Source organism: Pseudomonas sp. HMSC076A11 (assembly GCF_001810205.1).
Taxonomy (GTDB): Bacteria; Pseudomonadota; Gammaproteobacteria; order Pseudomonadales; family Pseudomonadaceae; genus Pseudomonas; species Pseudomonas aeruginosa.
The window spans coordinates 48,253-72,661 of record NZ_KV800287.1 but is presented as its reverse complement, the minus strand read 5'-3'; the positions used below and the strand labels follow the sequence as shown (position 1 = coordinate 72,661).

At 63.8% G+C, this 24,409-nt stretch carries 21 protein-coding genes; all 21 read left to right on the top strand.

All coding sequences use genetic code 11. The features are described 5' to 3' along the window. Positions 1 to 3 precede the first annotated feature (3 nt). The 21 genes from HMPREF2716_RS07920 (at position 4) to fliG (ending at position 24,409) form a co-directional block, all read left to right on the top strand. The gene (locus HMPREF2716_RS07920; protein WP_003158206.1) at positions 4 to 1,134 is read left to right on the top strand and encodes an aromatic ring-hydroxylating oxygenase subunit alpha; all 1,131 of its coding nucleotides are present in this window, start codon (positions 4 to 6) and stop codon (positions 1,132 to 1,134) included. After that, on the top strand, positions 1,131 to 1,751 hold the full coding sequence (locus tag HMPREF2716_RS07915) for an LbetaH domain-containing protein (RefSeq protein WP_003158207.1): 621 nt from the start codon (positions 1,131 to 1,133) through the stop codon (positions 1,749 to 1,751). Before HMPREF2716_RS07920 ends, HMPREF2716_RS07915 begins: the two co-directional genes overlap by 4 nt. A gap of 76 nt (positions 1,752 to 1,827) precedes the next feature. Next, entirely contained in the window at positions 1,828 to 2,901 is a 1,074-nt protein-coding gene (locus HMPREF2716_RS07910; protein WP_014603180.1) for an FkbM family methyltransferase, read from the top strand. A 127-nt stretch (positions 2,902 to 3,028) separates the two neighbouring features. After that, positions 3,029 to 4,303, top strand: coding sequence for a hypothetical protein (locus HMPREF2716_RS07905; RefSeq protein ID WP_003158210.1), 1,275 nt, complete (start codon positions 3,029 to 3,031; stop codon positions 4,301 to 4,303). A 44-nt stretch (positions 4,304 to 4,347) separates the two neighbouring features. Further along, entirely contained in the window at positions 4,348 to 5,115 is a 768-nt protein-coding gene (locus HMPREF2716_RS07900) for a 3-deoxy-manno-octulosonate cytidylyltransferase (RefSeq protein ID WP_014603178.1), read from the top strand. Then, a complete protein-coding gene (locus HMPREF2716_RS07895) occupies positions 5,105 to 5,605 on the top strand; it encodes a hypothetical protein (RefSeq protein ID WP_003158212.1) in 501 nt (166 codons plus the stop codon). Before HMPREF2716_RS07900 ends, HMPREF2716_RS07895 begins: the two co-directional genes overlap by 11 nt. Further along, positions 5,602 to 6,705 carry a class I SAM-dependent methyltransferase gene (locus tag HMPREF2716_RS07890; protein WP_004348584.1) on the top strand — a complete coding sequence of 368 codons (1,104 nt, stop codon included), beginning with the start codon at positions 5,602 to 5,604 and terminating at the stop codon, positions 6,703 to 6,705. The genes HMPREF2716_RS07895 and HMPREF2716_RS07890 overlap by 4 nt, the downstream gene beginning before the upstream one ends. Before the next feature lie 3 nt (positions 6,706 to 6,708). Next, positions 6,709 to 8,325, top strand: a complete 1,617-nt coding sequence (locus HMPREF2716_RS07885) for an aldolase catalytic domain-containing protein (RefSeq protein ID WP_003158214.1) — start codon at positions 6,709 to 6,711, stop codon at positions 8,323 to 8,325. A gap of 114 nt (positions 8,326 to 8,439) precedes the next feature. Next, the gene (locus tag HMPREF2716_RS07880; RefSeq protein ID WP_023518478.1) at positions 8,440 to 11,946 is read left to right on the top strand and encodes a glycosyltransferase; all 3,507 of its coding nucleotides are present in this window, start codon (positions 8,440 to 8,442) and stop codon (positions 11,944 to 11,946) included. 224 nt (positions 11,947 to 12,170) lie between these two features. Continuing rightward, positions 12,171 to 13,355 carry a flagellin gene (locus HMPREF2716_RS07875; protein ID WP_003120600.1) on the top strand — a complete coding sequence of 395 codons (1,185 nt, stop codon included), beginning with the start codon at positions 12,171 to 12,173 and terminating at the stop codon, positions 13,353 to 13,355. 79 nt (positions 13,356 to 13,434) lie between these two features. Beyond that, positions 13,435 to 13,821 carry a flagellar protein FlaG gene (locus tag HMPREF2716_RS07870; RefSeq protein WP_003086436.1) on the top strand — a complete coding sequence of 129 codons (387 nt, stop codon included), beginning with the start codon at positions 13,435 to 13,437 and terminating at the stop codon, positions 13,819 to 13,821. A gap of 77 nt (positions 13,822 to 13,898) precedes the next feature. Then, entirely contained in the window at positions 13,899 to 15,335 is a 1,437-nt protein-coding gene (gene fliD, locus HMPREF2716_RS07865; RefSeq protein ID WP_003123161.1) for a flagellar filament capping protein FliD, read from the top strand. Then, a complete protein-coding gene (gene fliS / locus HMPREF2716_RS07860) occupies positions 15,335 to 15,733 on the top strand; it encodes a flagellar export chaperone FliS (RefSeq protein ID WP_003086441.1) in 399 nt (132 codons plus the stop codon). The genes fliD and fliS (HMPREF2716_RS07860) overlap by 1 nt, the downstream gene beginning before the upstream one ends. Before the next feature lie 115 nt (positions 15,734 to 15,848). Next, positions 15,849 to 16,172 carry a flagellar export chaperone FliS gene (gene fliS / locus HMPREF2716_RS07855; protein ID WP_256548111.1) on the top strand — a complete coding sequence of 108 codons (324 nt, stop codon included), beginning with the start codon at positions 15,849 to 15,851 and terminating at the stop codon, positions 16,170 to 16,172. A gap of 25 nt (positions 16,173 to 16,197) precedes the next feature. Continuing rightward, positions 16,198 to 16,491 carry a flagellar protein FliT gene (locus HMPREF2716_RS07850; RefSeq protein WP_003086445.1) on the top strand — a complete coding sequence of 98 codons (294 nt, stop codon included), beginning with the start codon at positions 16,198 to 16,200 and terminating at the stop codon, positions 16,489 to 16,491. Positions 16,492 to 16,772: 281 nt separating this feature from the next. After that, the gene (fleQ, locus tag HMPREF2716_RS07845) at positions 16,773 to 18,245 is read left to right on the top strand and encodes a transcriptional regulator FleQ (protein WP_003086448.1); all 1,473 of its coding nucleotides are present in this window, start codon (positions 16,773 to 16,775) and stop codon (positions 18,243 to 18,245) included. Positions 18,246 to 18,357: 112 nt separating this feature from the next. Beyond that, positions 18,358 to 19,566 (top strand): sensor histidine kinase FleS, encoded by a 1,209-nt coding sequence (gene fleS, locus HMPREF2716_RS07840; protein ID WP_023518479.1) that lies wholly within the window; start codon positions 18,358 to 18,360, stop codon positions 19,564 to 19,566. 4 nt (positions 19,567 to 19,570) lie between these two features. Continuing rightward, on the top strand, positions 19,571 to 20,992 hold the full coding sequence (gene fleR, locus HMPREF2716_RS07835) for a sigma-54-dependent response regulator transcription factor FleR (RefSeq protein WP_023518480.1): 1,422 nt from the start codon (positions 19,571 to 19,573) through the stop codon (positions 20,990 to 20,992). A gap of 246 nt (positions 20,993 to 21,238) precedes the next feature. Further along, positions 21,239 to 21,568, top strand: coding sequence for a flagellar hook-basal body complex protein FliE (gene fliE, locus HMPREF2716_RS07830; RefSeq protein WP_003140591.1), 330 nt, complete (start codon positions 21,239 to 21,241; stop codon positions 21,566 to 21,568). Positions 21,569 to 21,590: 22 nt separating this feature from the next. Beyond that, complete coding sequence (fliF, locus tag HMPREF2716_RS07825; protein ID WP_003109118.1) at positions 21,591 to 23,387, top strand: flagellar basal-body MS-ring/collar protein FliF; 1,797 nt, start codon at positions 21,591 to 21,593, stop codon at positions 23,385 to 23,387. Between the two features lie 5 nt (positions 23,388 to 23,392). Then, positions 23,393 to 24,409, top strand: a complete 1,017-nt coding sequence (gene fliG / locus HMPREF2716_RS07820; protein WP_003082212.1) for a flagellar motor switch protein FliG — start codon at positions 23,393 to 23,395, stop codon at positions 24,407 to 24,409.

Here is a 24,409-nt window from a genome sequence, read left to right as displayed (position 1 = left end):
GACATGACTCGCCATGCGCTGGACGCAGCGCACTACACCGAGCCGCAGACGCTCGCGCTGGAGCGCGAAAGGCTGTTCGGCAGGCTCTGGATCTTCGTCGGCTTCAGTTCGATGGTGCGCGAGCGCAACCAGTTCTTCACCCGCAAGATCGCCGGCGTGCCGGTCGTGGTGCAGCGTACCGAGTCCGGCATTCGGGCCTTTCTCAACCAGTGTCCGCATCGTCTGTCGGCGATCCAGACCGAATGCACCGGCCAGCGACCGCTGGTCTGCCCGTACCATGCCTGGTCGTTCGGTGCCGAGGGGCAGCTACAGGGCATTCCGAACTCCAGCCTGTACCAGTTCAGCGCCGAGGAGCGGGCGCGGATCGGCTTGCGCAAGCTGCACCTGGAAGAGGTGGGGCAACTGCTGTTCGTCAACCTGGCGGACGACCCGTTGCCGCTGCGCGAGCAGTTCGATGATGGATTCCTGGAAACCTTGCGGGAGGTCTCCTCGCACCTGGATACGCGGCTGATCTACAGCTGCCACAAGGTGCGCTACAACTGGAAGCTGAACATGGAGAACGTGAAAGACTACAACCACGTTCCTTTCGTCCATCCGAAGACCTTCCTCCCGGTGATGACCGCTCCGGTGCGCGGTTTGGCACGCGAGGCTGCGGTGCCGTCCGAGGTGCTGCGCCTGCTGCAGGAAGGCGAAACGCCGGAGCTGCGTTCGCTGAGCTTCCCCACCAAGGCGCCGATCCAGCCCTACAAGAGCTGGTTCTCCGACCTCTGCGAGGGCTACGGCGACGAGCACGCCTACTACAACTGGTTCATCTACCCGAACGTGAACTTCTGCAGCGTCCGTGGCGAGCACTTCCTGCTCCAGCAGTACGATCCGGTGGCACCCGGCGAGACCGACTACCACCTGTGGATGATGACTGCCCGGCGCAAGGATCCGAAGACCGATTTCAGCGCTTTGCTGAGCACCCTGATTCGCGGCGAGCGTAACGTGATCGGCGAGGACACCCTGGTCCTGGAACGCCTCCAGGAGGGACTGGGTGCACATTCGCCGCCGTTCATGCACGGCGACTACGAGGTGCAGTTGGTGCGCCAGCATCTGTGGTATCGCGCGCAGGTACTGGGGGAGAGGGCATGAAGCAAGCGATCATCGTCGGGGAAGGGCGCGCGCTCGAACGGGCGGACAGTACCGCGCGGGAACGGGGACTGGAACACCGGGTCCTGGAGCTGAATGCTGCGGATCGACACAACTTCGATATTGCGCCTCTGCTCGAACGCTACCCCGCTGCGGAAAGCGAAGTATTCGTGGCGCTGGACGAGCGGGCGGTGAACTACGCCCGCCACAAGCTCATCGCGGACATCCGCCTGGCGGGCTACCGGCTATTCGATATCGTCTCGCCTCAGGCCATCGTCGGCGAAGGCGTGCGACTGCTGGGCAACGTGTTCGTCGGCGCCGGTTGCGTGCTCGCCGGTCGTGCCCGCATCGGCACTGGCAGTTGGCTGGAGCTGCAGGTCCTGGTGGAGGAGGACTGCCGGGTCGGAACCTGTAGCACGCTGCTCGCTGGCGTGCAGTTGGGACGGCGAGTGGAGATCGGCCAGGGCAGCACGCTGGGTGCGGGCAGCGTCGCGCTCGCCGACACCCGGGTGGGGCGACACTGCGAATGGTTGTTGCCGGGCAGGCTTCCCCGGGAGCTGCCCAATTACTCCTTTTACGATGAACTCATGCCCGATGGGGCGCGCATCCTGAACAATTGAGGGGTGGTCGATGGTGGATGGTGGCAGCATTGCACAAGCGGATTTTCTAGCGCGTTGCGAACAGAGTGGATATCTCATGTTGCTGGTGCCTAGCTCCTATCTCGGGCGTATCTATCGACCCCATATCGCGTCCGGCCTGGCCAGGCGCCTGCCTGATGTGCGCCTGGTCGCCGTCGATGATGTGCTCTTCAGGGAAGGCACTACTGTCGATGGCTTCGACGAAGTGATCCCCACTGCTCACCTGAGCGATCCCCGTCATGCCGGGAGGCCGGCGGTGAACTGCGCCTATTCGCTGTCTGCATGGCTGACGCTGGACCGTCTCTCAAGCGCCGCGAAATGCGCCACCCTCGACTTACCTGAACTCCTCTATCTGCTGGATATTCCGCTGGTCTACCAGACCGGTGCGCTGACTCGCGAGCTGGCCGTGAAATATCATGCCGAGTTCGTCTCGCTGCGCGAGCGTCTGGCCGACGAGCCAAGCCGCAAGACCCTGGATGCCATCATGCGCTTGCGCCTGGATGGAAACCGTTCCGCTCTGCTGGATGTCGTGTGTCCGGGAGAGCAGGAATACTTTTCCCTATACCGCGGCGCCGGACATCCGATCGACCTGCGAACCGACGAGCACTACGTGGATATCGGCGCCTTCGACGGTGATACGGTGAAGAAATTCATGCTGGCAGCCCGTCATCGATACGCCTCGATCCACGCCTTCGAGCCCGACCCAGCGAACTACCAGCGCATGCACGCGGCCCTAAACGGACATGCCAGGCTGAAGCTGCACAACCTGGCCGTGTCCGACGATGAGGGCTATCTTGCGTTCGCTGCGCACGGCACCATGGGCAGTCGGGTCCAGGCGGATGGTGCGGTTCAAGTGCGTTGTGTGCGCCTGGACGACGTCCTGGACCGTATGAGCCTGCTCAAAATGGATGTGGAGGGCCACGAAGCGCGGGTCCTCCGCGGCGCAGCGCGCCTGATCGGCGAATGCCGGCCGCGCATGGCCATTACCTGTTATCACCACGTGGCGGACCTGCTGGAGATTGTCGCTGCGATCGATGAGATCGCCCCGGGGGCTCGGTTGCGGCTACGGCACTATTCGATGTTTTTCTACGACACCATTCTGTATGTCGACTGGCCGGAGTATTCCGCATGAAAGGCCGTCTCCCTATCGACACCTATGGCTTCCGTTCCATGGCCCGGAGGGTAAGACATGACCTTCCAGCGGATGAATGTCGTCGTGGACGTCGAATGCTCGTCTCGTAATCTGAAGAGTCTTGAACATGTCTATCGTTACCGGAACCTTGCTGCGTGCACGCCTCAAGTACCCTGACCTGGACCTCTCCAAGGTTCGCCTAGTCGGATGGGGGGCGGGGCAGTTTTTCCAGGATTTCTACCCGTGTGTGAGCGAGTACCTGAACCTGCAATACACTATCTGTCCCTATCCCGAAAATCAGGGGAAGCGCATCCACGGCGTGGAAGTTCGGGCGCCGTCTGCACTCGAACAGGAATCGCTGGAGCACACCGTGATCGTGGTCATGGCCAACCACTTCCCCGAAGTGATGAACCAGATCAGTCAGTTTCATGGCAGGTTCCGCACGGTACGCGCTATCGATTTCGATCCGGGCAACGTGGCGCTGCTCGATGAAATGCAGGACGTCGCCGAGCTGCTCCCAAGTCTGACGATGAGGCGCGATCTGCCTTCCAGTCGGATGGGTATTTTCGTCCAGGGCCTGGCGTTCGACTTCACGCCGCTGGTGCTGGCCTGGAACCGCTCGCATTTCCCGTCCGCCTACCAGTGCATGGTGACCTGGGACCATCAGTCCAGCGAATTGCTCGAGCGCTGCCGCCCCTGGCTGGATGAGTTGATATTGGTTCCACAGCCGGAGAATCTCGGCTTGATGAACCGCAATGTGATCCTGCGTTCGGCACGCTTGGGTGTACAGCGCCTGGCGGACAAGGGGATCGAGTTCGCTGTTCGTTGCCGCAGCGACAACATTCTTCATGGTTCGCTTCACCAGGCGCTCAACGGACTCTTCTCGCATGGCCGCAATGCCGGGAAGATCGCGGTTTCGCTGGGTGCTTCCTGGCAGTACATGCCGTTCCACTTCTCGGAGAAAGCGATGATTGCAAGAACCGAGGATATGCTGGCGCTCTGGTCCCTGCCCGAGGATCCGCGTCCGGCAGACTGGGCCGCCGACGAGCTGTCCGATCGGCTGGAACTGTCGCCGGAGCGGCATTACCAGGAGCTGTCTCAGTACACCTTCGAATCTGCGCTCTGGCGAGATTATGCCCGGCGTCTGGGCTTTCCTGTGGAGTCCCTGGCCGACTCTTACCGTTTTGCACAGGCGCGCCTCCTGGCCCTTGAGCCGTATATGAGCTGGTACTCGTTGAAGTTCACCGCGCTGTTCAACCTGGAGCGTGACACGTTCTATTCGTTTTCCGCTGAAAGCTGGAACCGCCTGTTTTCCGATAGCGATGGAGCTCTGCTGCGGGCGGAGGCCGCCAGCCGACTTGCCATGAACTCGCGGGATTTCTGGCGGGGTAGGGTCGGTTAAATGTCGCGGAAAACGCAGTTTCCGCCCATCGGATGAGGGACTCCATGAAGTACGCCGTTGTCATTCCCGCACGCCATGCGTCGACACGCTTGCCAGGCAAGCCCTTGCTCGACTTATGCGGCGTGCCGATGATCGTCAGGACCTACAGGCAATGCATCCAGGCGGTGGACGCCGAGCATGTGCTGGTTGCCACCGACGACGAACGCATCCGCGCAGTCTGCGAAGGCGAGGGGATTCGCACGTTCATGACCTCGAGCCGTTGCCTGACCGGAACCGACCGGGTCGCCGAAGTGGCCGGACGGGTCTCAGCGGAAATCTTCATCAATGTTCAGGGCGATGAGCCGCTGTTCAATCCTGACGATCTGCGCAAGCTGATCGATGCAGCCCAGGCGAGCCCGGAAGCGATTATCAATGGCTACTGTGGCATCGCTGACGAAACGACGTTTCGCAACCCATCGGTCCCTAAGGTGGTCTTTCGTCCGGATGGACGCTTGCTCTACATGTCGCGGGCAGCCATTCCGACGACCAAACAAGGCGAGTTTAGTCGGGCCTGGCGTCAGGTGTGTGCCTACGCCTTTCCGCGTGAGGCGCTGCGAGCGTTCGCAGCCAGGCCGACGAAAACTTCACTGGAGGAGGTCGAGGACATCGAGATTCTGCGCTTTCTCGAATTGGGTTGGGAAGTCAAGATGATCGAAATGAGCGACCAGTCCATCTCAGTGGATAACCTCGAGGATGTGGAGCGGGTGTTGGACGCAATCCTCCAGCGCAAGCCGCGAACCGCTAGCGTTGGAGGTGACCAGCATGCCCCGTGACGACTCGGCGGCCTACTCGTCTCGCTGCGGTACTTTCGAGTGGTGCGATGCCGACTATGCTCGGACCTATTTGCCTCGGCGCTTCTGTGAGCAATTGGCGTCCTCGATTGCTCCGACCATACTTGGCATCGACGCACAGCCTGGCGAGTCGTTGTGGTTTTCCAAGCTTGTTGACCTGGGGTGCAGACTGGATTCTCTCGAGTCAGGTCTCGATAGCGTTGAGGATTGCGAGTGTCTGCGTAACGCCCACATCGACATGCACGGCTACGAGTGCCAGGAGATGGAGGCTGTCTCCCCTGGGCAAGTCGATTACATAGCCATCGAAGCGTCTCTCTTCGGTTTCTGCGGCAGGAGTGATATCTCCGCGAAGGCCTTCCAGCAGATGGATGATATCGGCTTCGCGTTGTGGGATATCGCCAATCTATCGAAAAGTCCCAAGAGGCTGCCTACCGATTGGGACGAGTTGGTCTATAGGCGGAGCGACTCATGAGCGAATCTCCTTACGTCCACTCGGCTGCAGAGGGGGTAGTTGAAAGCAGCATGGGGCTCTATTCCGTGCCCGCCTATGTCAGCTTCCTGCAGCAGAACCGGACCCGGGAACAGGCGTTGGCGATCTATGAGCAGCGTATCGCCGATGCGTTGGCGATTTACACGGAGTTTTCTCATGCATTCGTGGAAAGGTGTTGTCCTTGTTGCGGAGCGCAGGAGCGCGCCGACCTCGAACCTTTCCAGGGTATCTATCGTGTCGCCAAATGCATGCGCTGCACCACCGCGTATGTAACGCCTTGCCCGCCGCCGGCGGTACTTGGTCATTATTACAGCCAGTGCCGCTGCAACGGCATGCTCGGCGACCTGTTGAAGGCGCGTCAGCGCTCAGGCGACCGGATAATTTCCGATCGGGTGCGCTTTCTCCTCACTCTGATCGATGAGTATCTGCTGGGCCGGGCGCGGATACGCATCCTTGAGGTCGGCTGCAATTCGGGCGGCTTGTTATCCGAGTTGAAGGCTGCCCTTCACGCCAGCGATCTCCTGCACCGATGCGAATTGACCGGCATTGATATCGACGCTTCGGCCATCGCTAGGAACGAAGACCGCGACCTCACGCTCCATGCTGCCAGTGCCGAGGAGTTTGCTGCCGGTAGTGGCGGGGTCTTCGACCTGATCATCCATTTCGAGCTGATCGAGCATCTGTTCGATCCTCACGGTTTTATGGTCGCCACGAAGAAGCTCATGAGCGATGGAGGGCTCCATCATTTCCATACACCTAACGCGCTCGGTATGGACAACCAGGCACTGGGTTACAACAGCTTTCGTGCGCTGGCCCATGGTATTTTTCCGCCGATGCATTTGCAGGCTTTCACTCCGCAAAATATCGGGCATTTCGCCATGCGTTCGGGCTACAGCATCGTTCAGATGGACACTCCTGGAAATTTCGATGTCGACATGGTTGCCAACTGGTTGCCGAAGGACGCCATGGACTCTCCTTTTATACACATCCACCAGTTGCCCAGGGAGCACCTGGCTATATTCCAACAATGGCTGAAAGTGCTAGGTGCGAGCAGCCACATGCGTTGCACGCTCAGGAGCTGATGGATGGTCCAGCCATTGTCGGCGATCACCAGCAAGGTGCTCGACTGTACCCTCCGTGATGGTGGCTACTACACCGCCTGGGACTTCCCCACCACGATCATCGAGCGTTATCTCGATGCGATGCGTGCGGCGCGGGTCGACGTCGTGGAGCTGGGTTTCCGGTTTCTGCGCAACGAAGGGTTCAAGGGAGCCTGTGCCTACACCACCGACCACTTCATCCGCAGCCTTGCCATTCCCGAAGGGTTGGCCCTGGCGGTGATGCTCAACGGCGCCGACCTTTTGGGCGAGATGGGCCTGGAGGCAGCGTTGCAACAACTGGTTCCAGAGAGCGCGGAAACCAGCGCGCTGAAGATGGTGCGCATCGCCTGCCACTTCCACGAGTTCGAGCGTGTATTGCCCGCGTGCGACTGGCTGAAGCGCCGAGGCTATGCCGTTGGCTTCAACCTGATGCAAATGGCCGGCCATACCCGTGAGGAGGTGAGTCGCCTTGCGTCATCGGCCAGTGACTGGCCCGTCGACGTGCTGTACTTCGCCGATAGCACGGGCAGCATGAAGCCCGCGGATGTCTGCGAGACCGTGGCCTGGCTGCGGGAAGGCTGGTCGGGGGCGCTGGGTTTTCATGCGCACGACAACATGGGCCTGGCGTTACAGAACACCCTGACCGCGCGGACCGAGGGCGTCGAATGGTTGGATGCCACCATCACCGGAATGGGACGCGGCCCCGGCAATGTGCGCATCGAGGAACTGTTGATCGAGCTTGCCGAGCCGCGGGCCAACCTGGTCCCCTTGCTGGCCCTGATCGGAGAATACTTCGCCCCTTTGAAGGTGCGGCATGGCTGGGGGACCAACGCGTTCTACTACCTTTCCGGGAAGCATGCCATCCACCCGACCTATGTCCAGGAAATGCTGGGCGACCCGCGCTATGGCGAAGAGGACGTGCTTGCCGCTATCGACTATCTACGTCGGCAAGGTGGACAGAGCTTCCGTCGCGACATGCTCGTCAGTGCCCGTCATCTCTATGATGAAACGCCGAAAGGGATTTGGTCCCCATGCGACTGGCTGGAAGGCAGGGAAGTATTGCTGCTGGGGGCTGGCGCAGGCGTGGTCAGGCACCGCCAGGCCCTCGAGTCCTATATCCGGCGTACCCGGCCAGTGGTAGTCGCGTTGAATACCCAGTCGGATCTCGACGCCAGCCTGATTGATCTCCGCGTAGCCTGCCATCCAGTACGCCTGCTTGCGGATTGCGAAACCCATGCGCGCCTGCCGCAGCCTCTCATAACCCCTGTCTCGAGCCTGCCTACCGAATTACTGATGTCGTTGCACGATAAGCAACTTCTGGATTTCGGGTTGGGAGTGAGGTCCGGCAGGTTCGAAGTGTTCCCTCAGGGCTGCGTCGCTCCGAACTCACTGGTCATCGGTTATGCCTTGGCGGTGGCCGCCAGCGGCAGAGCGCGACGAATTCTCCTGGCCGGTTTCGATGGCTATCCGCCGGGAGACTCGCGCAACCAGGATATGCAGGAACTGTTCAATCTGTTCTGTGCGCGGCAAAGCGTGCCCGGCATGGTTTCCGTCACGGAGACGGCTTATGACATTCCTTGCACGAGTATTTACGGCATGTAGCGACACACGCACCCGGACAGCAGCCCGCGGCTATGGATGATTCCCAAAGGCAAGGCCCGACAGAGACTAGCCTGGCGAATCGATGCTCTTCAATTTCGACAACGGTCAATGAATATGGGTGAACAGGCTCTCGTCAGCATCGTCATGCCGACCTACAAGCTGGAGTACTTCGAGGACGCCCTCGACAGCGTGCTCGGGCAGACCTATCCGGCCCTGGAGCTGATCATCTGCGACGACAGCAGCGACGAGCGGATCGCCACGCTGGTCGAGCAGAAGCGCGCCTCCGCGGCATTCCCGATCCGCTACTTCCGCAACGAGACGCGCCTCGGCGAGCTGGGCAGCACGGCGAAAGGCATCCGCCTGGCGGAGGGCGAGTACGTCAAGTTTCTCCACGACGACGACGTGTTGCTTCCCGAATGCGTCGAGGCGTTGGTGGGAGCGATGGAGCGCGAGCCGAACGTGGTCCTGGCCTCGTCGCGGCGGTTGCGTATCGACGAGGAAGGGCAGCCGCTGCCGGACATCCTGGCGACCTGCTTCCCGTTCGCCGGCGACGTCCTGATCGACGGTCGCGAGCTGGTCTCGTTCCTCGCCGACCACACCATCAACTTCATCGGCGAACCCAGTTGTCTGATGGCCCGGCGCGATGCGCTGCTGCAGATCTGCGAACGCCTGATGATGCTCAACGGCCGGGCCATCGACTGGATCGGCGACCTGGCCATGTGTGCGCAGTTGCTACAGCGTGGCGACCTGGCGTTCCTGTCGCGGCCGCTGACCCGTTTCCGCGTCTCCCGCCAGCAGTTCAGCCAGGTCGGGCGCGACCAGCCCGGTATCGGCGAGCAGGGCCATGCCGACTTCCGCCTGGCTATCCGCGAACTGGGTTGGTATCGCCAGGCCGGCGACAACCGTTTCGTCCGGGTGGCACCGATCACCCGCCTGGACGCCCGTGTCTTCAAGCCGGTCAACCTGCTCGCCGCGCTGAGGCGGGCGGCGGGCTTCGGTAGCGTCACGCTGTCGACCTGGCTGGAGGCGCGGCGGCCGGATGCGGTGCAGAAGGCGCTGATCGATCGATTCCTGCAGGAGCAGGGCGGTGGGCCGCGCTTCGCGGTGCTGGTGCTCGACACCCACGGCGATACCGAGGCCGTGGAGCGCACCCTGCAGAGCCTGGAGCACGTCAATTCGTATCCACATGTCGAGAGCCACCTGTTCGCGCCGCTGGGCGCGAGTCCGCGGAACGGAGCGATGCTCTTCGATCCTGCCGCGGGGCCGATACCGACGATCAACCAGGCGCTTGCCCGGCTTGATACCGACTGGTTGCTCCTGGTCGAAGCGGGCGTCGAATTCACTGTCAGCGGCCTGCTGGTGGCGGCGCTGGACCTGCTGGCGGCACCGGAGAGCTGCCAGGCGGTGTACGCCGACGAACTCATGCGCCTGGATGACGGCGAGCTGGGCGCGGCGTTGCGCCCGGACCTGAATCTCGACCTTCTGCTCAGTTTCCCCGCCGGCCTGTCCCGGCACTGGTTGTTCCGCCGCGAGCCGCTGCTTGCCACGGGCGGATTCGACGAGACCGCCGGCGAGGCTTTCGAGCTGGCCTACCAGTTGCGTCTCGTCGAGCAGCGGGGCCTGGGCTGTATCGGACACATCAGCGAGCCACTGCTGTCTGGCCCAGCGCTGCGCCTGCAGGACAGCACCGCCGAGCGTGCGGCGATCGAAGGCCACCTGCGTGCCCGTGGCTACGCGCAGGCGACAGTCGGAAGCCGGCTGCCGGGGCGCTACGAGCTGGACTACGGCCACGCCGGGCAACCGCCGGTCAGCATCCTGGTGCTGGCCGGGGAGCGCCTGGCGCAGCTCCAGCGTTGCGTAGAAACCGTGCTGGAGAATACCGCCTATCCCAACTACGAGATCCTTCTGCTGGAACAGGGTGGCGAAGCGGCCGACGTTCGCGAATGGCTGCTCGCCGTCGAAGGCATGGGTGTCGAGCAGGTGCGGGTGCTGCGAGGCGATGGGCAGTTATCCCGTGGGGCTCTGCGCAACCTGGCGGCGTCCCGGGTGCGTGGCGAATTCCTGCTCTGGCTCGATGCCGGCAGCGGCATCCTAGACAAGGACTGGCTGCAGCAGTTGCTCAACCATGGCCAGCGTCCGGAAGTCGGCGCGGTAGGCGCCAAGCTCCTGGCGGCGGACGGACGGGTCTGCCACGCCGGCTGGCTGCTCGGCTTATGCGGACCGGCCGGGCGGGCCTTCGAAGGGCGTTCGCACGAGGACGCCGGTTACCTGCAGCGCCTGCAGGTGGACCAGAACTACTCGGCGGTGGCTGGCGAATGCCTGTTGATGCGCCGCGAGTTGTTTCTCGAATTGGGCGGTTTCGACGAGGCGCTGACGCGCTGGGACGATGTCGACATCTGCCTGCGGGCGGTCCAGGCGGGCTACCTGAACGTATGGACGCCGCGTGCGCGGCTGTTGCTCGATGCGCCTGCCACGACGGCGGCGAGCGTCGAGGAAGAAGATGCGCTGTACGCGCGCTGGCTACCGTTGTTGGCACGCGATCCCGCCTATAACCCGGGCTTTTCGTTGCAGGCCGAAGGCGGTTTCAAGCTGGCCGACCCGCAGCTGGCCTGGCGCCCGTTGCAGGGGTGGCGGCCCTTGCCCACTGTCCTGGCGCACCCCGCCGACCTATTCGGCTGCGGCCATTACCGGGTGATCCAGCCGTTCAGCGCGTTGCGCGAGTCGGCATCCATCGATGGCGCGCTGTCGATCGGCCTGATGCACGTGGCCGATCTGGAGCGCTACGACCCGGACGTACTGGTGCTGCAGCGCCAGGTCGGCGAGGAGCGTCTCGAGGCCATGCGGCGGATGCAGGCGTTCTCGCGGGCCTTCAAGGTCTACGAGCTGGACGACTATCTGCCCAACGTGCCCCTCAAGAGCGCCCATCGCCAGCACCTGCCGAAGGACATTTTGCGCACGCTGCGTCGCGGGCTGGGTTACGTCGACCGCTTCGTGGTGTCGACGCCGGCCCTGGCAGAGGCCTTCGCCGGTCTCCACCCGGATATCCGGGTGATCGAGAACCGCCTGCCGGTGGGGTGGTGGCAGGGGCTGCGGGCGCAGCGGCGGCGCGGCGAGCGGCCACGTGTCGGTTGGGCGGGCGGCTCGAGCCATACCGGCGATCTGGAACTGATCGCCGATGTGGTCCGGGAACTGGCCGACGAAGTCGACTGGGTGTTCTTCGGCATGTGCCCGCCGTCCATCCGTCCCTTCGTCAGGGAAGTGCATGCGGGGGTGCCTATCGAACGCTATCCGTGGGCATTGGCGGCTCTCGATCTCGACCTGGCGCTGGCGCCGGTGGAGCAGAACCTGTTCAACGAGTGCAAGAGCAATCTGCGCCTGCTGGAATACGGCGCCTGCGGTTTCCCGGTGGTCTGCAGCGACGTGCGCTGCTACCAGGACGATCTGCCGGTGACGCGGGTGAAGAACCGTTTCCGCGACTGGGTGGAGGCGATCCGCATGCATACCCGCGACCTGGATGCCGCGGCCAGGGCAGGGGATAACCTGCGCGAACGGGTGCTGGCGGATTGGATGCTCGACGGCGAGCACTTGCGCGCCTGGTATCGTGCCTGGATGCCGGACTGAGCGGCCGGCGGGGCTTTCCGTCGCTGTCCGCAGCGCTCGGGAGGCCTTGCGCGAACCCCTCCGACGGGGCCGATGCATGAAAAACGAGGATGGTCAAAAAAAAACCTAAAGCTCCCCAGGGAAGCGCCGATAAAGATCACGAATGCGAACTTTAGGGGTGCCTGGGCGATGCCCACCCGAGGTCGCAAGCTCAGGCAAACATATCGTCCTTGGAGGGCATCAAGATGGCCTTGACCGTCAACACCAACATCGCTTCGCTGAACACTCAGCGGAACCTGAACAACTCTTCCGCGTCGCTGAACACTTCGCTGCAGCGTCTGTCCACCGGTTCGCGCATCAACAGCGCCAAGGACGACGCCGCCGGCCTGCAGATCGCCAACCGTCTGACCAGCCAGGTCAACGGCCTGAACGTGGCTACCAAGAACGCCAACGACGGTATCTCCCTGGCGCAGACCGCTGAAGGCGCCCTGCAGCAGTCGACCAACATCCTGCAGCGTATGCGTGACCTGTCCCTGCAGTCGGCCAACGGCTCCAACAGCGACTCCGAGCGTACCGCTCTGAACGGCGAAGTGAAGCAACTGCAGAAAGAACTGGATCGTATCAGCAACACCACCACCTTCGGTGGCCGCAAGCTGCTCGACGGTTCCTTCGGCGTCGCCAGCTTCCAGGTGGGTTCGGCCGCCAACGAAATCATCAGCGTCGGCATCGACGAGATGAGCGCAGAGTCGCTGAACGGCACCTACTTCAAGGCTGACGGCGGCGGCGCGGTCACTGCTGCAACCGCTTCGGGCACCGTCGACATCGCGATCGGCATCACCGGCGGCAGCGCCGTGAACGTCAAGGTCGACATGAAGGGCAACGAAACCGCCGAGCAGGCGGCTGCCAAGATCGCCGCTGCGGTCAACGACGCCAACGTCGGCATCGGTGCCTTCAGCGACGGCGATACCATCAGCTATGTTTCCAAAGCTGGCAAGGATGGCTCCGGTGCGATCACTAGCGCGGTTTCCGGCGTTGTCATCGCTGACACCGGCAGCACCGGCGTAGGCACCGCGGCTGGCGTAACCCCTTCCGCTACCGCTTTCGCCAAGACCAACGACACCGTCGCCAAGATCGACATCTCCACCGCGAAGGGCGCTCAGTCCGCCGTGCTGGTGATCGACGAGGCGATCAAGCAGATCGACGCCCAGCGTGCCGACCTCGGTGCGGTGCAGAACCGCTTCGACAACACCATCAACAACCTGAAGAACATCGGTGAGAACGTATCGGCTGCTCGCGGCCGGATCGAAGACACCGACTTCGCAGCCGAAACCGCCAACCTGACCAAGAACCAAGTGCTGCAACAAGCCGGCACCGCGATCCTGGCCCAGGCCAACCAGCTGCCGCAGTCGGTTCTGAGCCTGCTGCGCTAAGCTTCGGCGAGGTCAAGGTGAAGTCACGAGGGGGAGCGCTGGCGCGCTTCCCCTCGTATCTCATTGAGAGGTAGCGACGATGGACGTCAGCAATGTCAACAATTCGACGGCTGCTCCGGTAATCCGGCTGTTCGGCTCGGCGTCTTCTTCCGATGGCGCACGCCCGGCCGGCCAGGCCGGCGAGGCGGCCGCCAGCGCAAGCGCGCAACGGACGGGCGACGTCAGGATGGGCGACAAGGAGCAACGCGCTGCGGTCGAGGAGGCGGTTTCCTCCATCGAGAAGTTCACCCAGAGCATCCGTCGTGATCTGAGTTTCAGCCTGGACGACTCCACGGGGCGGGTAGTGGTCAAGGTGACCGATTCGACTTCCGGAGAAGTCATCCGGCAAATCCCTTCCGAAGAGGCCCTGCGCCTGGCAGAGCGACTGGACGAAGCGCGCAGCCTGCTGTTCAAGGCGGAAGCCTGAGCGGAATTGGCACGTCTTTTGAGTGTCTGTTGGAATTGGAAGGACAAAGCGTCAATGAGCTGACGAGGTGAAGCAAGATGGCGAACAGTACGACGATCAACGGCTACAACTCGGGCCTTGATATCAAGAACATCGTTTCCACCCTGGTGGCGGCCGAGAAGGCGCCGAAGGAGGCGCAGCTCAAGCGTCTGGAAAGCGACACCACCGCCAAGTTCACCGGCATCGGCCAGCTCAAGAGCGCGATCTCCGACCTGCAGACCATCCTCAAGGAACTGAACAAGCCCGAGCTGTTCCAGAAGCGCTCGGCGAGTACCAGCGACGAGAAGTTCGCCACCGCCACCGCGACCAAGGACGCCCTGCCGGGTATCTACAAGCTCGAAGTGACCCAGCTGGCCAGCGTAAGCAAGGTGGCCACCGCGTCGTTTGCCGATGGCTACAAGACCACTTCCGGCGGAACCCTGACCATCAAGCAGGGTGCCGACGATGCCGGTGTCACGGTAAACGTCGCGGCGGGCGCGACCCTCGCCGAAGTGCGCGACTCGCTCAACGCGCAGCTGAAGGACAAGGGCATCACCGCCAACATCGTCAACAACCCTGGAGACGGAACCTCGCGACTGGTCTTCACCGGCAAGGATTCCGGCGCCGGCAAGGACGTGTTCGTCCAGGGCAGTTCCGGCCTGGAGAACTTCAACATCGGCAGCGTCGGCGCCGATGGCAAGCTGACCCTGTCCCAGTTGGACGGTACCTCTTCCAGCAGCAGCGGCTATATCACCCAGGCGAAGAATGCCAAGTTCAGCATCGACGGCCTGACCCTGGAAAGTCCGACCAATACGGTCGACAAGGTCATCAACGGCGTCACCTTCGAGCTGAAGACGGTCACCGACACCAACAAGCCGATCACCATCTCGGTCGAGCAGGACCGTGGCGGCGTCAAGGACAACATCAAGAAGTTCGTCGAGGCCTACAACAAGCTGGTCGGCGTGACTTCGGAACTGACCGGCGTGACCAAGGTGGGCGACGACAAGGCTCCCGTGGTCGGTGCCTTGGTCGGTGACAGCAGCGTGCGCAACCTGCTCACCACCATGCGCAACGAGATGGTCCAGCCGGGGCAAGGTACCGATGTTCGCATGCTCGCCGACATGGGTATCACCACCAAGAAAGACGGCACCCTGGAAATCGACGACAAGAAACTCGACAAGGTTCTGAAGGACAAGTTCGAGTCGGTTTCCGCTCTGTTCACCGGCGATACGGGCCTGATGAAGCGTCTCGACGACAAGCTCACGCCTTACACCCAGACCGGCGGTGTGCTCCAGCAGCGCCTGGATGGATTGCAGGACACCATCAAGTCGGTGGATACCCAGCGCGAAGCGCTCAATCGCCGGGTCGAGCAGTTGCAGGATCGTTTGCTCAAGCAGTTCACCGCCATGGACCAGTTGATCGGCCAGCTCAACCAGACCAGCGGACGCATGGCCCAGGCTCTTAGCAGCCTGCCTGGCCTTGTGAAGAAAAGCTGATGTCGCGTCCTATCGATACCTACCGGCAGGTAGGCAGCGCACAGGACGTCCCGCCCTACCAGGTGGTCAAGCTGCTGCTGGACGGCGCGCTCGAACGCATCGCCCTGGCCCGGCGCGCGGTGCTGGAGCGCAACCCGGCGCTGCGCGGCGAAGCGGTAGGCACCACGTTGTCGATCATCGGCGCCTTGCAGGCTGGCCTCGATCACCAGCAGGGCGGCGAGATAGCCGGCAATCTGGATGCGTTGTACGACTACATGACCCGCCGCCTGGCTGGTGTCGCGCTGGACGACACACCGCGTCCGCTGGACGAGGTCGAGGCGCTGCTGGGCCAGATCAAGCAGGCCTGGGATGCCATTGGCAGCGCCGAAGCGCAGGGCGAAGACAGCGAACGGCGCTAAAGAATCGCGGTAGCCGACCGATATAGAGCGTATCAGTCACCGAACAAGGCAACCGTCGATGAACGCAATGGCAGCCATGCGGCAATACCAGAATGTCAGTACCTAGGCTCAGGCTATCGATGCCAGCCCGCATCGCCTGATCCAGATGCTGATGGAAGGCGGCCTGACCCGGATGGCGCAGGCCCGCGGAGCCCTGGAGCGCGGCGAAGTGGCGCTGAAGGGCGAGCTGATCGGCAAGGCCATCGCCATCGTCGGTGGCCTGCGCGAAGGGCTCGACTTCGAGGCGGGCGGCGAGCTGGCAGCCAACCTCGACCGCCTTTACGCCTACATGTCGATGCGACTGACGGAAGCCAACTTGAAGAACGACGCGGGCAAGCTCGAGGAAGTTTCCGAGCTGTTGCGCAACATCAAATCCGGTTGGGATGCGATTGCCCCCTGAGAGGCATCCCCAGAGGGACCAAGCAATGAGTGCAGCTGTACAGATCCTTGAAGAAACCGGTAGCGCCCTGCGCGTTGCCCTGGCCAGCCAGAACTGGGAGGCCATCGGTGAACTCGACCAGCGTTGCCGCCAGGCCGTCGACGAGGCGATGCTCGATGTACAGGACGAAGCCACCTTGCGGGCGCGGATGGAAGAGCTGCTGGCGCTGTATCGCGAGCTGATCGATGTCTGCCAGGGCGAGCAGCGCAAGCTGGCCACCGATCTGATCCAGCTGAACCAGTCGAAGCAAGGCGCCAAGGTCTACCAGATGTTCGGATAAGTTTTTCATGGCTTTGTGCCGTTACTTTGGCGCAAGGCTTTTCGGAAAAATTTACATATCCCCCAAAACCCCTGCCAGTACTGCTTTCCATGCGGTCTGTAGGGGTTTTTTATTGCCTCTCCCTGTCGGAAACAGCAAAAAAAACACGCCATAAAATTGACTAATCGTTCACATTTGACTTAACTAGTGGCCAAATGCTGGCTGCTTATTAGAAATAGGCATTAGTCCCAGCCCTCTTTCGGGTCGAGCGAGACCCATTCGATGCAAGGCAGCTGATCAAAATGTGGCGCGAAACCAAACTCTTGCTGATTGACGACAATCTCGATCGCAGTCGCGACCTGGCAGTCATTCTCAACTTCCTCGGCGAAGATCAGCTGACCTGCAACAGCGAGGATTGGCGAGAGGTAGCGGCGGGCCTGAGCAACAGTCGCGAAGCCCTGTGCGTGCTGCTCGGCAGCGTCGAGTCGAAGGGCGGTGCGGTAGAGCTGCTGAAGCAACTGGCCAGTTGGGACGAGTACCTGCCGATCCTGCTGATCGGCGAGCCGGCCCCGGCCGACTGGCCGGAAGAGCTGCGCCGCCGGGTGCTCGCCAGCCTGGAGATGCCGCCCAGCTACAACAAGCTGCTCGATTCCCTGCATCGCGCCCAGGTCTACCGCGAGATGTACGACCAGGCCCGCGAGCGCGGCCGTTCCCGCGAGCCGAACCTGTTCCGCAGCCTGGTCGGCACCAGCCGGGCGATCCAGCAGGTGCGGCAGATGATGCAGCAGGTCGCCGATACCGATGCCAGCGTGCTGATCCTCGGCGAGTCCGGCACCGGCAAGGAAGTGGTGGCGCGCAACCTGCATTACCATTCCAAGCGCCGCGAGGGGCCCTTCGTCCCGGTGAACTGCGGGGCGATCCCGGCGGAACTGCTGGAAAGCGAATTGTTCGGCCACGAGAAGGGCGCCTTCACCGGTGCCATCACCAGTCGTGCCGGACGTTTCGAGCTGGCCAACGGCGGCACCCTGTTCCTCGACGAGATCGGCGACATGCCGCTGCCGATGCAGGTCAAGCTGCTGCGCGTGCTGCAGGAGCGCACCTTCGAAAGGGTCGGCAGCAACAAGACGCAGAACGTCGACGTGCGGATCATCGCCGCGACCCACAAGAACCTCGAGAAGATGATCGAGGACGGCACTTTCCGCGAAGACCTCTACTACCGCCTCAACGTATTCCCCATCGAGATGGCGCCGCTGCGCGAGCGGGTGGAAGACATCGCCCTGCTGCTCAACGAACTGATCTCGCGGATGGAGCATGAGAAGCGCGGGTCGATCCGCTTCAACTCGGCGGCAATCATGTCGCTCTGCCGCCACGACTGGCCGGGCAACGTCCGCGAACTGGCGAACCTGGTGGAGCGCCTGGCGATCATGCATCCCTACGGGGTGATCGGGGTCGGCGAACTGCCGAAGAAATTCCGCCATGTCGACGACGAGGACGAGCAACTCGCCAGCAGCCTGCGCGAAGAGCTGGAAGAGCGCGCGGCGATCAACGCCGGGCTGCCGGGAATGGACGCGCCGGCGATGCTGCCGGCCGAAGGCCTGGACCTCAAGGACTACCTGGCCAACCTCGAGCAGGGCCTGATCCAGCAGGCCCTCGACGACGCCGGCGGAGTGGTCGCGCGGGCCGCCGAACGCCTGCGCATCCGTCGCACCACGCTGGTGGAGAAGATGCGCAAGTACGGCATGAGCCGGCGCGACGACGACCTGTCGGATGATTGACAGGTCGTTTCGCAACGCTTTGATTTACAAATGAAAAAAATTTAGGCACGGGTATTGCTATATCTCCGTCGACCGACAGAACCATGACGTCGCGCCGACCGAGAGAAACGCAATGCAACCAGCCCTCGACGCCTTCCCCGAGCAGCCAGCCGATACGGCCGAGGCCACCAGCCGCGCCGGCCTCGAGCAGGCCTTCGCGCTGTTCAACCAGATGTCCAGCCAGCTCAGCGAGTCCTACAGCCTGCTGGAGGAGCGCGTTACCGAGCTGAAAGGGCAACTGGCCCTGGTCAGCGCGCAGCGCATGGAGGAGCTGGCGGAAAAGGAGCGCCTGGCGAACCGCTTGCAGAGCCTGCTCGACCTGCTTCCCGGCGGCGTCATCGTCATCGATGCCCATGGCGTGGTCCGCGAGGCCAACCCGGCGGCCCTGGGCCTGCTTGGCGAGCCGTTGGTGGGCATGCTCTGGCGTGAGGTGATCGCCCGCTGCTTCGCTCCGCGCGAGGATGACGGTCACGAGATTTCCCTGCGCGACGGGCGACGCCTGTCCATCGCCACCCGCTCGCTGAACGGCGAACCGGGTCAACTGATCCTGCTCAACGACCTTACCGATACCCGCCGTCTCCAGGAGCAACTGGCGCGCCACGAGCGCCTGTCGGCGCTGGGGCGGATGGTCGCCTCGCTGGCCCACCAGATCCGCACGCCGTTGTCAGCGGCGTTGCTCTATGCCGGGCACCTCAGCGAGCAGGCGCTGCCGACCGACCAGCAGCAACGCTTCGCCGGGCGCCTGAAGGAGCGCCTGCACGAACTGGAGCATCAGGTACGCGACATGCTGGTGTTCGCCCGCGGCGAGCTGCCGCTGACCGACCGGGTGGCGCCGAAGGCGCTGTTCGACAGCCTGCGCGCGGCGGCCGAAGTCCATGTCCAGGGGCTCCAGGTGCGTTGGCAGTGCGAGGCGCGCGGCGGCGAGCTGCTGTGCAATCGCGACACCCTGGTGGGCACCGTGCTCAACCTGGTGGAGAACGCGATCCAGGCCTGCGGGCCCGAACTGCGCCTGAAGGTGCATCTCTATGCCCGCGCCGACAGCCTGCGCCTCAGCGTCAGCGACAACGGACCGGGCATGGACCCGGCGACCCTGGCGCGCCTGGGCGAACCCTTCTTCACCACCAAGACCACCGGTACCGGGCTCGGCCTGGCGGTGGTCAAGGCCGTGGCGCGCGCCCACCAGGGGCAATTGCAGTTGCGCTCTCGGCCGGGGCGCGGCACCTGCGCCACCTTGATCCTGCCGCTGATTCCGGCGGCGCCTCTTTCTGCGATTCAGGAGTAACCCCATGGCAGCCAAAGTCCTGCTGGTCGAAGACGACCGCGCACTACGCGAAGCCCTCAGCGACACCCTGCTGCTGGGCGGTCACGAGTTCGTCGCCGTGGACTCGGCGGAGGCGGCGCTGCCGGTCCTGGCCCGCGAAGCCTTCAGCCTGGTGATCAGCGACGTGAACATGCCGGGCATGGACGGGCACCAGTTGCTCGGCCTGATCCGTACACGCTACCCGCACCTGCCGGTGTTGCTGATGACCGCCTACGGCGCGGTCGATCGCGCCGTCGAGGCGATGCGCCAGGGCGCCGCCGACTACCTGGTCAAGCCGTTCGAGGCGCGGGCGCTGCTCGACCTGGTGGCACGCCATGCGCTGGGCCAGTTGCCGGGCAGCGAGGAGGATGGTCCGGTGGCCCTGGAGCCGGCCAGCCGGCAGTTGCTGGAACTGGCCGCGCGGGTCGCGCGCAGCGATTCCACCGTGCTGATCTCCGGCGAGTCCGGGACCGGCAAGGAAGTCCTGGCCAACTATATCCACCAGCAATCGCCGCGTGCCGGCAAGCCGTTCATCGCGATCAACTGCGCGGCGATCCCGGACAACATGCTCGAGGCCACCCTGTTCGGCCACGAGAAAGGTTCCTTCACCGGCGCCATTGCCGCCCAGCCCGGCAAGTTCGAGCTGGCCGACGGCGGCACCATTCTTCTCGACGAGATATCGGAAATGCCCCTCGGCCTGCAGGCCAAGCTGTTGCGCGTATTGCAGGAGCGCGAGGTGGAGCGGGTCGGTGCGCGCAAGCCGATCAACCTGGATATCCGCGTGCTTGCCACGACCAACCGCGACCTCGCGGCGGAAGTCGCGGCGGGGCGTTTCCGCGAGGACCTCTACTATCGCCTGTCGGTCTTCCCGCTGGCCTGGCGGCCGCTGCGCGAACGCCCTGCGGACATCCTGCCGCTGGCCGAGCGTCTGCTGCGCAAGCACAGCCGCAAGATGAACCTCGGCGCGGTGGCGCTCGGCCCCGAGGCCGCCCAGTGCCTGGTCCGGCATGCCTGGGCGGGCAACGTACGGGAACTCGACAACGCCATCCAGCGTGCGTTGATCCTGCAACAGGGCGGCCTGATCCAGCCCGCCGACCTGTGCCTCACCGCGCCGATCGGCATGCCGCTCGCGGCCCCGGTGCCGGTGCCCATGCCGGCAATGCCACCGGCCACCCCGCCGAGCGTCGAGATTCCGTCGCCGGCCGCAGGCCAGGACGCTAGCGGCGCGCTGGGCGACGACCTGCGCCGCCGCGAATTCCAGGTGATCATCGATACCCTGCGCACCGAGCGCGGCCGCCGCAAGGAGGCCGCCGAGCGCCTTGGCATCAGCCCGCGGACCCTGCGCTACAAGCTCGCCCAGATGCGCGACGCGGGGATGGACGTGGAGGCCTATCTCTACGCCATCTGAGTGCTCGCCATGTTCCCCAGGCCCGCCTCGTGCGGGCCTTTTGCGTCCGCCGCCGGTCGTCGCCCGGGGCTGTTCGAGCGTGCGCGCCTGCCGATAACCGGAGCAGGGACGGACCCTGCAGCGGTCGCGGGCATTGGCGGCGAACGCCGATGCCGGGCCTTGGGGTCGACTTGGCACCCTTGTTGCTAACTCCTCTGCAAAGTGCCGGGCGGCGTCAAAAAAGCCGCGGCTGTTGGAGGAAGAGTCATGAGTCAGGGTGTCGAGTTCAATCGTCTGATGCTGGAAATGCGTTCCATGCAAATGGAAGCCATGGCCAAGGCCAAACCGGTTCAGGCGCCGGCCGAAGCGGGGGCGCCGAGCTTTTCGGAAATGCTCTCCCAGGCCGTGGACAAGGTGAACGAGACCCAGCAGGCCTCCACCGCGATGGCCAACGCCTTCGAGGTCGGCCAGAGCGGCGTCGACCTGACCGACGTGATGATCGCCAGCCAGAAGGCCAGCGTGTCGTTCCAGGCCATGACCCAGGTGCGCAACAAACTGGTCCAGGCCTACCAAGACATCATGCAGATGCCGGTCTGAGCGGCGCGAGGATAACTAGTTCATGGCCGATGCACTGATCGACAGCCAGGTTCCCGCCAAGAGCGGCGGTGCCGGGATGCTGAAGAAATCCTTCCCGGGACTGTCGTTCCTCGACAACCTTTCCGAGATGACCATGCTGCGCCAGATCGGCCTGCTGGTCGGTCTCGCCGCCAGCGTGGCGATCGGCTTCGCCGTCGTGCTCTGGTCCCAGCAGCCGGACTACAAGCCGCTCTATGGCAGCCTCAACGGGGTCGACGCGAACCGTGTGGTGGAAGCGCTGACCGCGGCGGACATTCCCTACAAGGTCGAACCCAACTCCGGCGCGCTGCTGGTCAAGGCCGACGACCTCGGCCGGGCACGCATGAAGGTGGCCTCCGCCGGCGTGGCGCCGACCGACAACAACGTCGGTTTCGAGATCCTCGACAAGGAACAGGCGCTGGGCACCAGCCAGTTCATGGAAGCCACCAACTACCGCCGCGGCCTGGAAGGCGAGCTGGCGCGCACCGTGTCGAGCCTGAACAACGTCAAGGCCGCCCGCGTGCACCTGGCGATCCCGAAGAGTTCGGTGTTCGTCCGCGACGACCGCAAGCCCAGCGCCTCGGTGCTGGTCGAGCTGTATCCGGGTCGCAGCCTGGAGCCGAGCCAGGTGATGGCGATCGTCAACCTGGTCGCCACCAGTGTGCCGGAGCTGGACAAGTCGCAGGTCACCGTGGTCGACCAGAAGGGCAACCTGCTCTCCGACCAGCAGGAACTCTCCGAGCTGACCATGGCCGGCAAGCAGTTCGACTTCACCCGGCGCATGGAAGGCCTGCTCACCCAGCGCGTGCACAATATCCTGCAACCGGTGCTGGGCAACGGTCGCTACAAGGCCGAGGTGTCCGCCGACGTTGACTTCAGCGCGGTCGAGTCGACCTCGGAGATGTACAACCCGGACCAGCCGGCCCTGCGCAGCGAGCAACGCAACAACGAGGAACGGCAGAATTCGTCCGGCCCGCAGGGCGTGCCGGGGGCGCTGTCGAACCAGCCGCCGGGCCCGGCCAGCGCGCCGCAGCAGGCCACCGCCAGCGCGCCGGCCGACTACGTCGCGCCGGGCCAGCCGCTGAAGGACGCCAACGGCCAGACCATCATCGATCCGAAGACCGGCAAGCCGGAGCTGGCGCCGTACCCGACCGACAAGCGCGACCAGACCACCCGCAACTACGAACTGGACCGCTCGATCAGCTACACCAAGCAGCAGCAGGGGCGCTTGCGCCGACTGTCGGTGGCGGTGGTGCTGGACGACCAGATGAAGGTCGACGCGAAGACCGGCGAGGTCAGCCACCAGCCCTGGAGCGCCGACGAACTGGCGCGCTTCACCCGTCTGGTACAGGACTCGGTGGGCTACGACGCCAGCCGCGGCGACAGCGTCAGCGTGATCAACGCGCCGTTCGCCCCGGCCCAGGCCGAAGAGATCGACAGCATTCCGTTCTACTCGCAGCCGTGGTTCTGGGACATCGTCAAGCAGGTGCTCGGCGTGCTGTTCATCCTGGTCCTGGTGTTCGGCGTACTGCGTCCGGTGCTGAGCAACATCACCGGCGGCGGCAAGGGCAAGTCGCTGGCCGGCGGCGGCGGTCGCGACGGCGACCTGGCGCTGGGCGAGAGTGGCCTGGAAGGCTCGCTGGCCGACGACCGGGTGAGCATCGGCGGGCCGTCGAGCATCCTCCTGCCGAGCCCCACGGAGGGGTATGATGCGCAATTGAACGCGATCAAGAACCTGGTCGCACAGGACCCGGGCCGCGTCGCCCAGGTCGTGAAAGAGTGGATCAACGCCGATGAGTAAGCGCCATGAGTGAGAATCGTCTCGCCGCCAAACTGACCAAGGTCGACAAGGCCGCCATCCTGCTCCTGTCGCTCGGCGAGACCGACGCGGCGCAGGTGCTGCGGCACATGGGGCCGAAAGAGGTGCAGCGGGTCGGCGTGGCCATGGCGTCGATGCGCAACGTGCACCGCGAACAGGTCGAGCAGGTGATGGGCGAGTTCGTCGAAGTGGTCGGCGACCAGACCAGCCTCGGCGTCGGTGCCGACGGCTACATCCGCAAGATGCTCACCCAGGCCCTCGGCGAGGACAAGGCCAACAACCTGATCGACCGCATCCTCCTCGGCGGCAGCACCAGCGGCCTGGACAGCCTGAAGTGGATGGAGCCGCGTGCCGTGGCCGACGTGATCCGTTACGAACACCCGCAGATCCAGGCCATCGTGGTCGCCTACCTCGATCCCGACCAGGCCGCCGAGGTGCTCAGCCATTTCGACCACAAGGTGCGCCTGGATATCGTCCTGCGCGTCTCCTCGCTGAACACCGTGCAGCCCTCGGCGCTGAAGGAACTCAACCTGATCCTGGAGAAGCAGTTCGCCGGCAATTCCAACGCCACCCGCACCACCATGGGCGGGGTCAAGCGCGCGGCGGACATCATGAACTACCTCGACAGCTCCATCGAAGGCCAGCTGATGGATTCGATCCGCGAGGTCGACGAAGACCTGTCCGGACAGATCGAGGACCTGATGTTCGTCTTCGACAACCTCGCCGACGTCGACGACCGCGGCATCCAGGCGCTGCTCCGGGAAGTCTCCTCGGACGTACTGGTGCTGGCGCTCAAGGGCTCCGACGAGGCGATCCGCGAGAAGGTCTTCAAGAACATGTCCAAGCGTGCCGCCGAGCTGCTGCGCGACGACCTGGAGGCCAAGGGGCCGGTACGGGTCAGCGAAGTGGAAGGTGCGCAGAAGGAAATCCTCACCATTGCCCGGCGCATGGCCGAGTCCGGCGATATCGTGCTGGGCGGCAAGGGTGGCGAGGAGATGATCTGA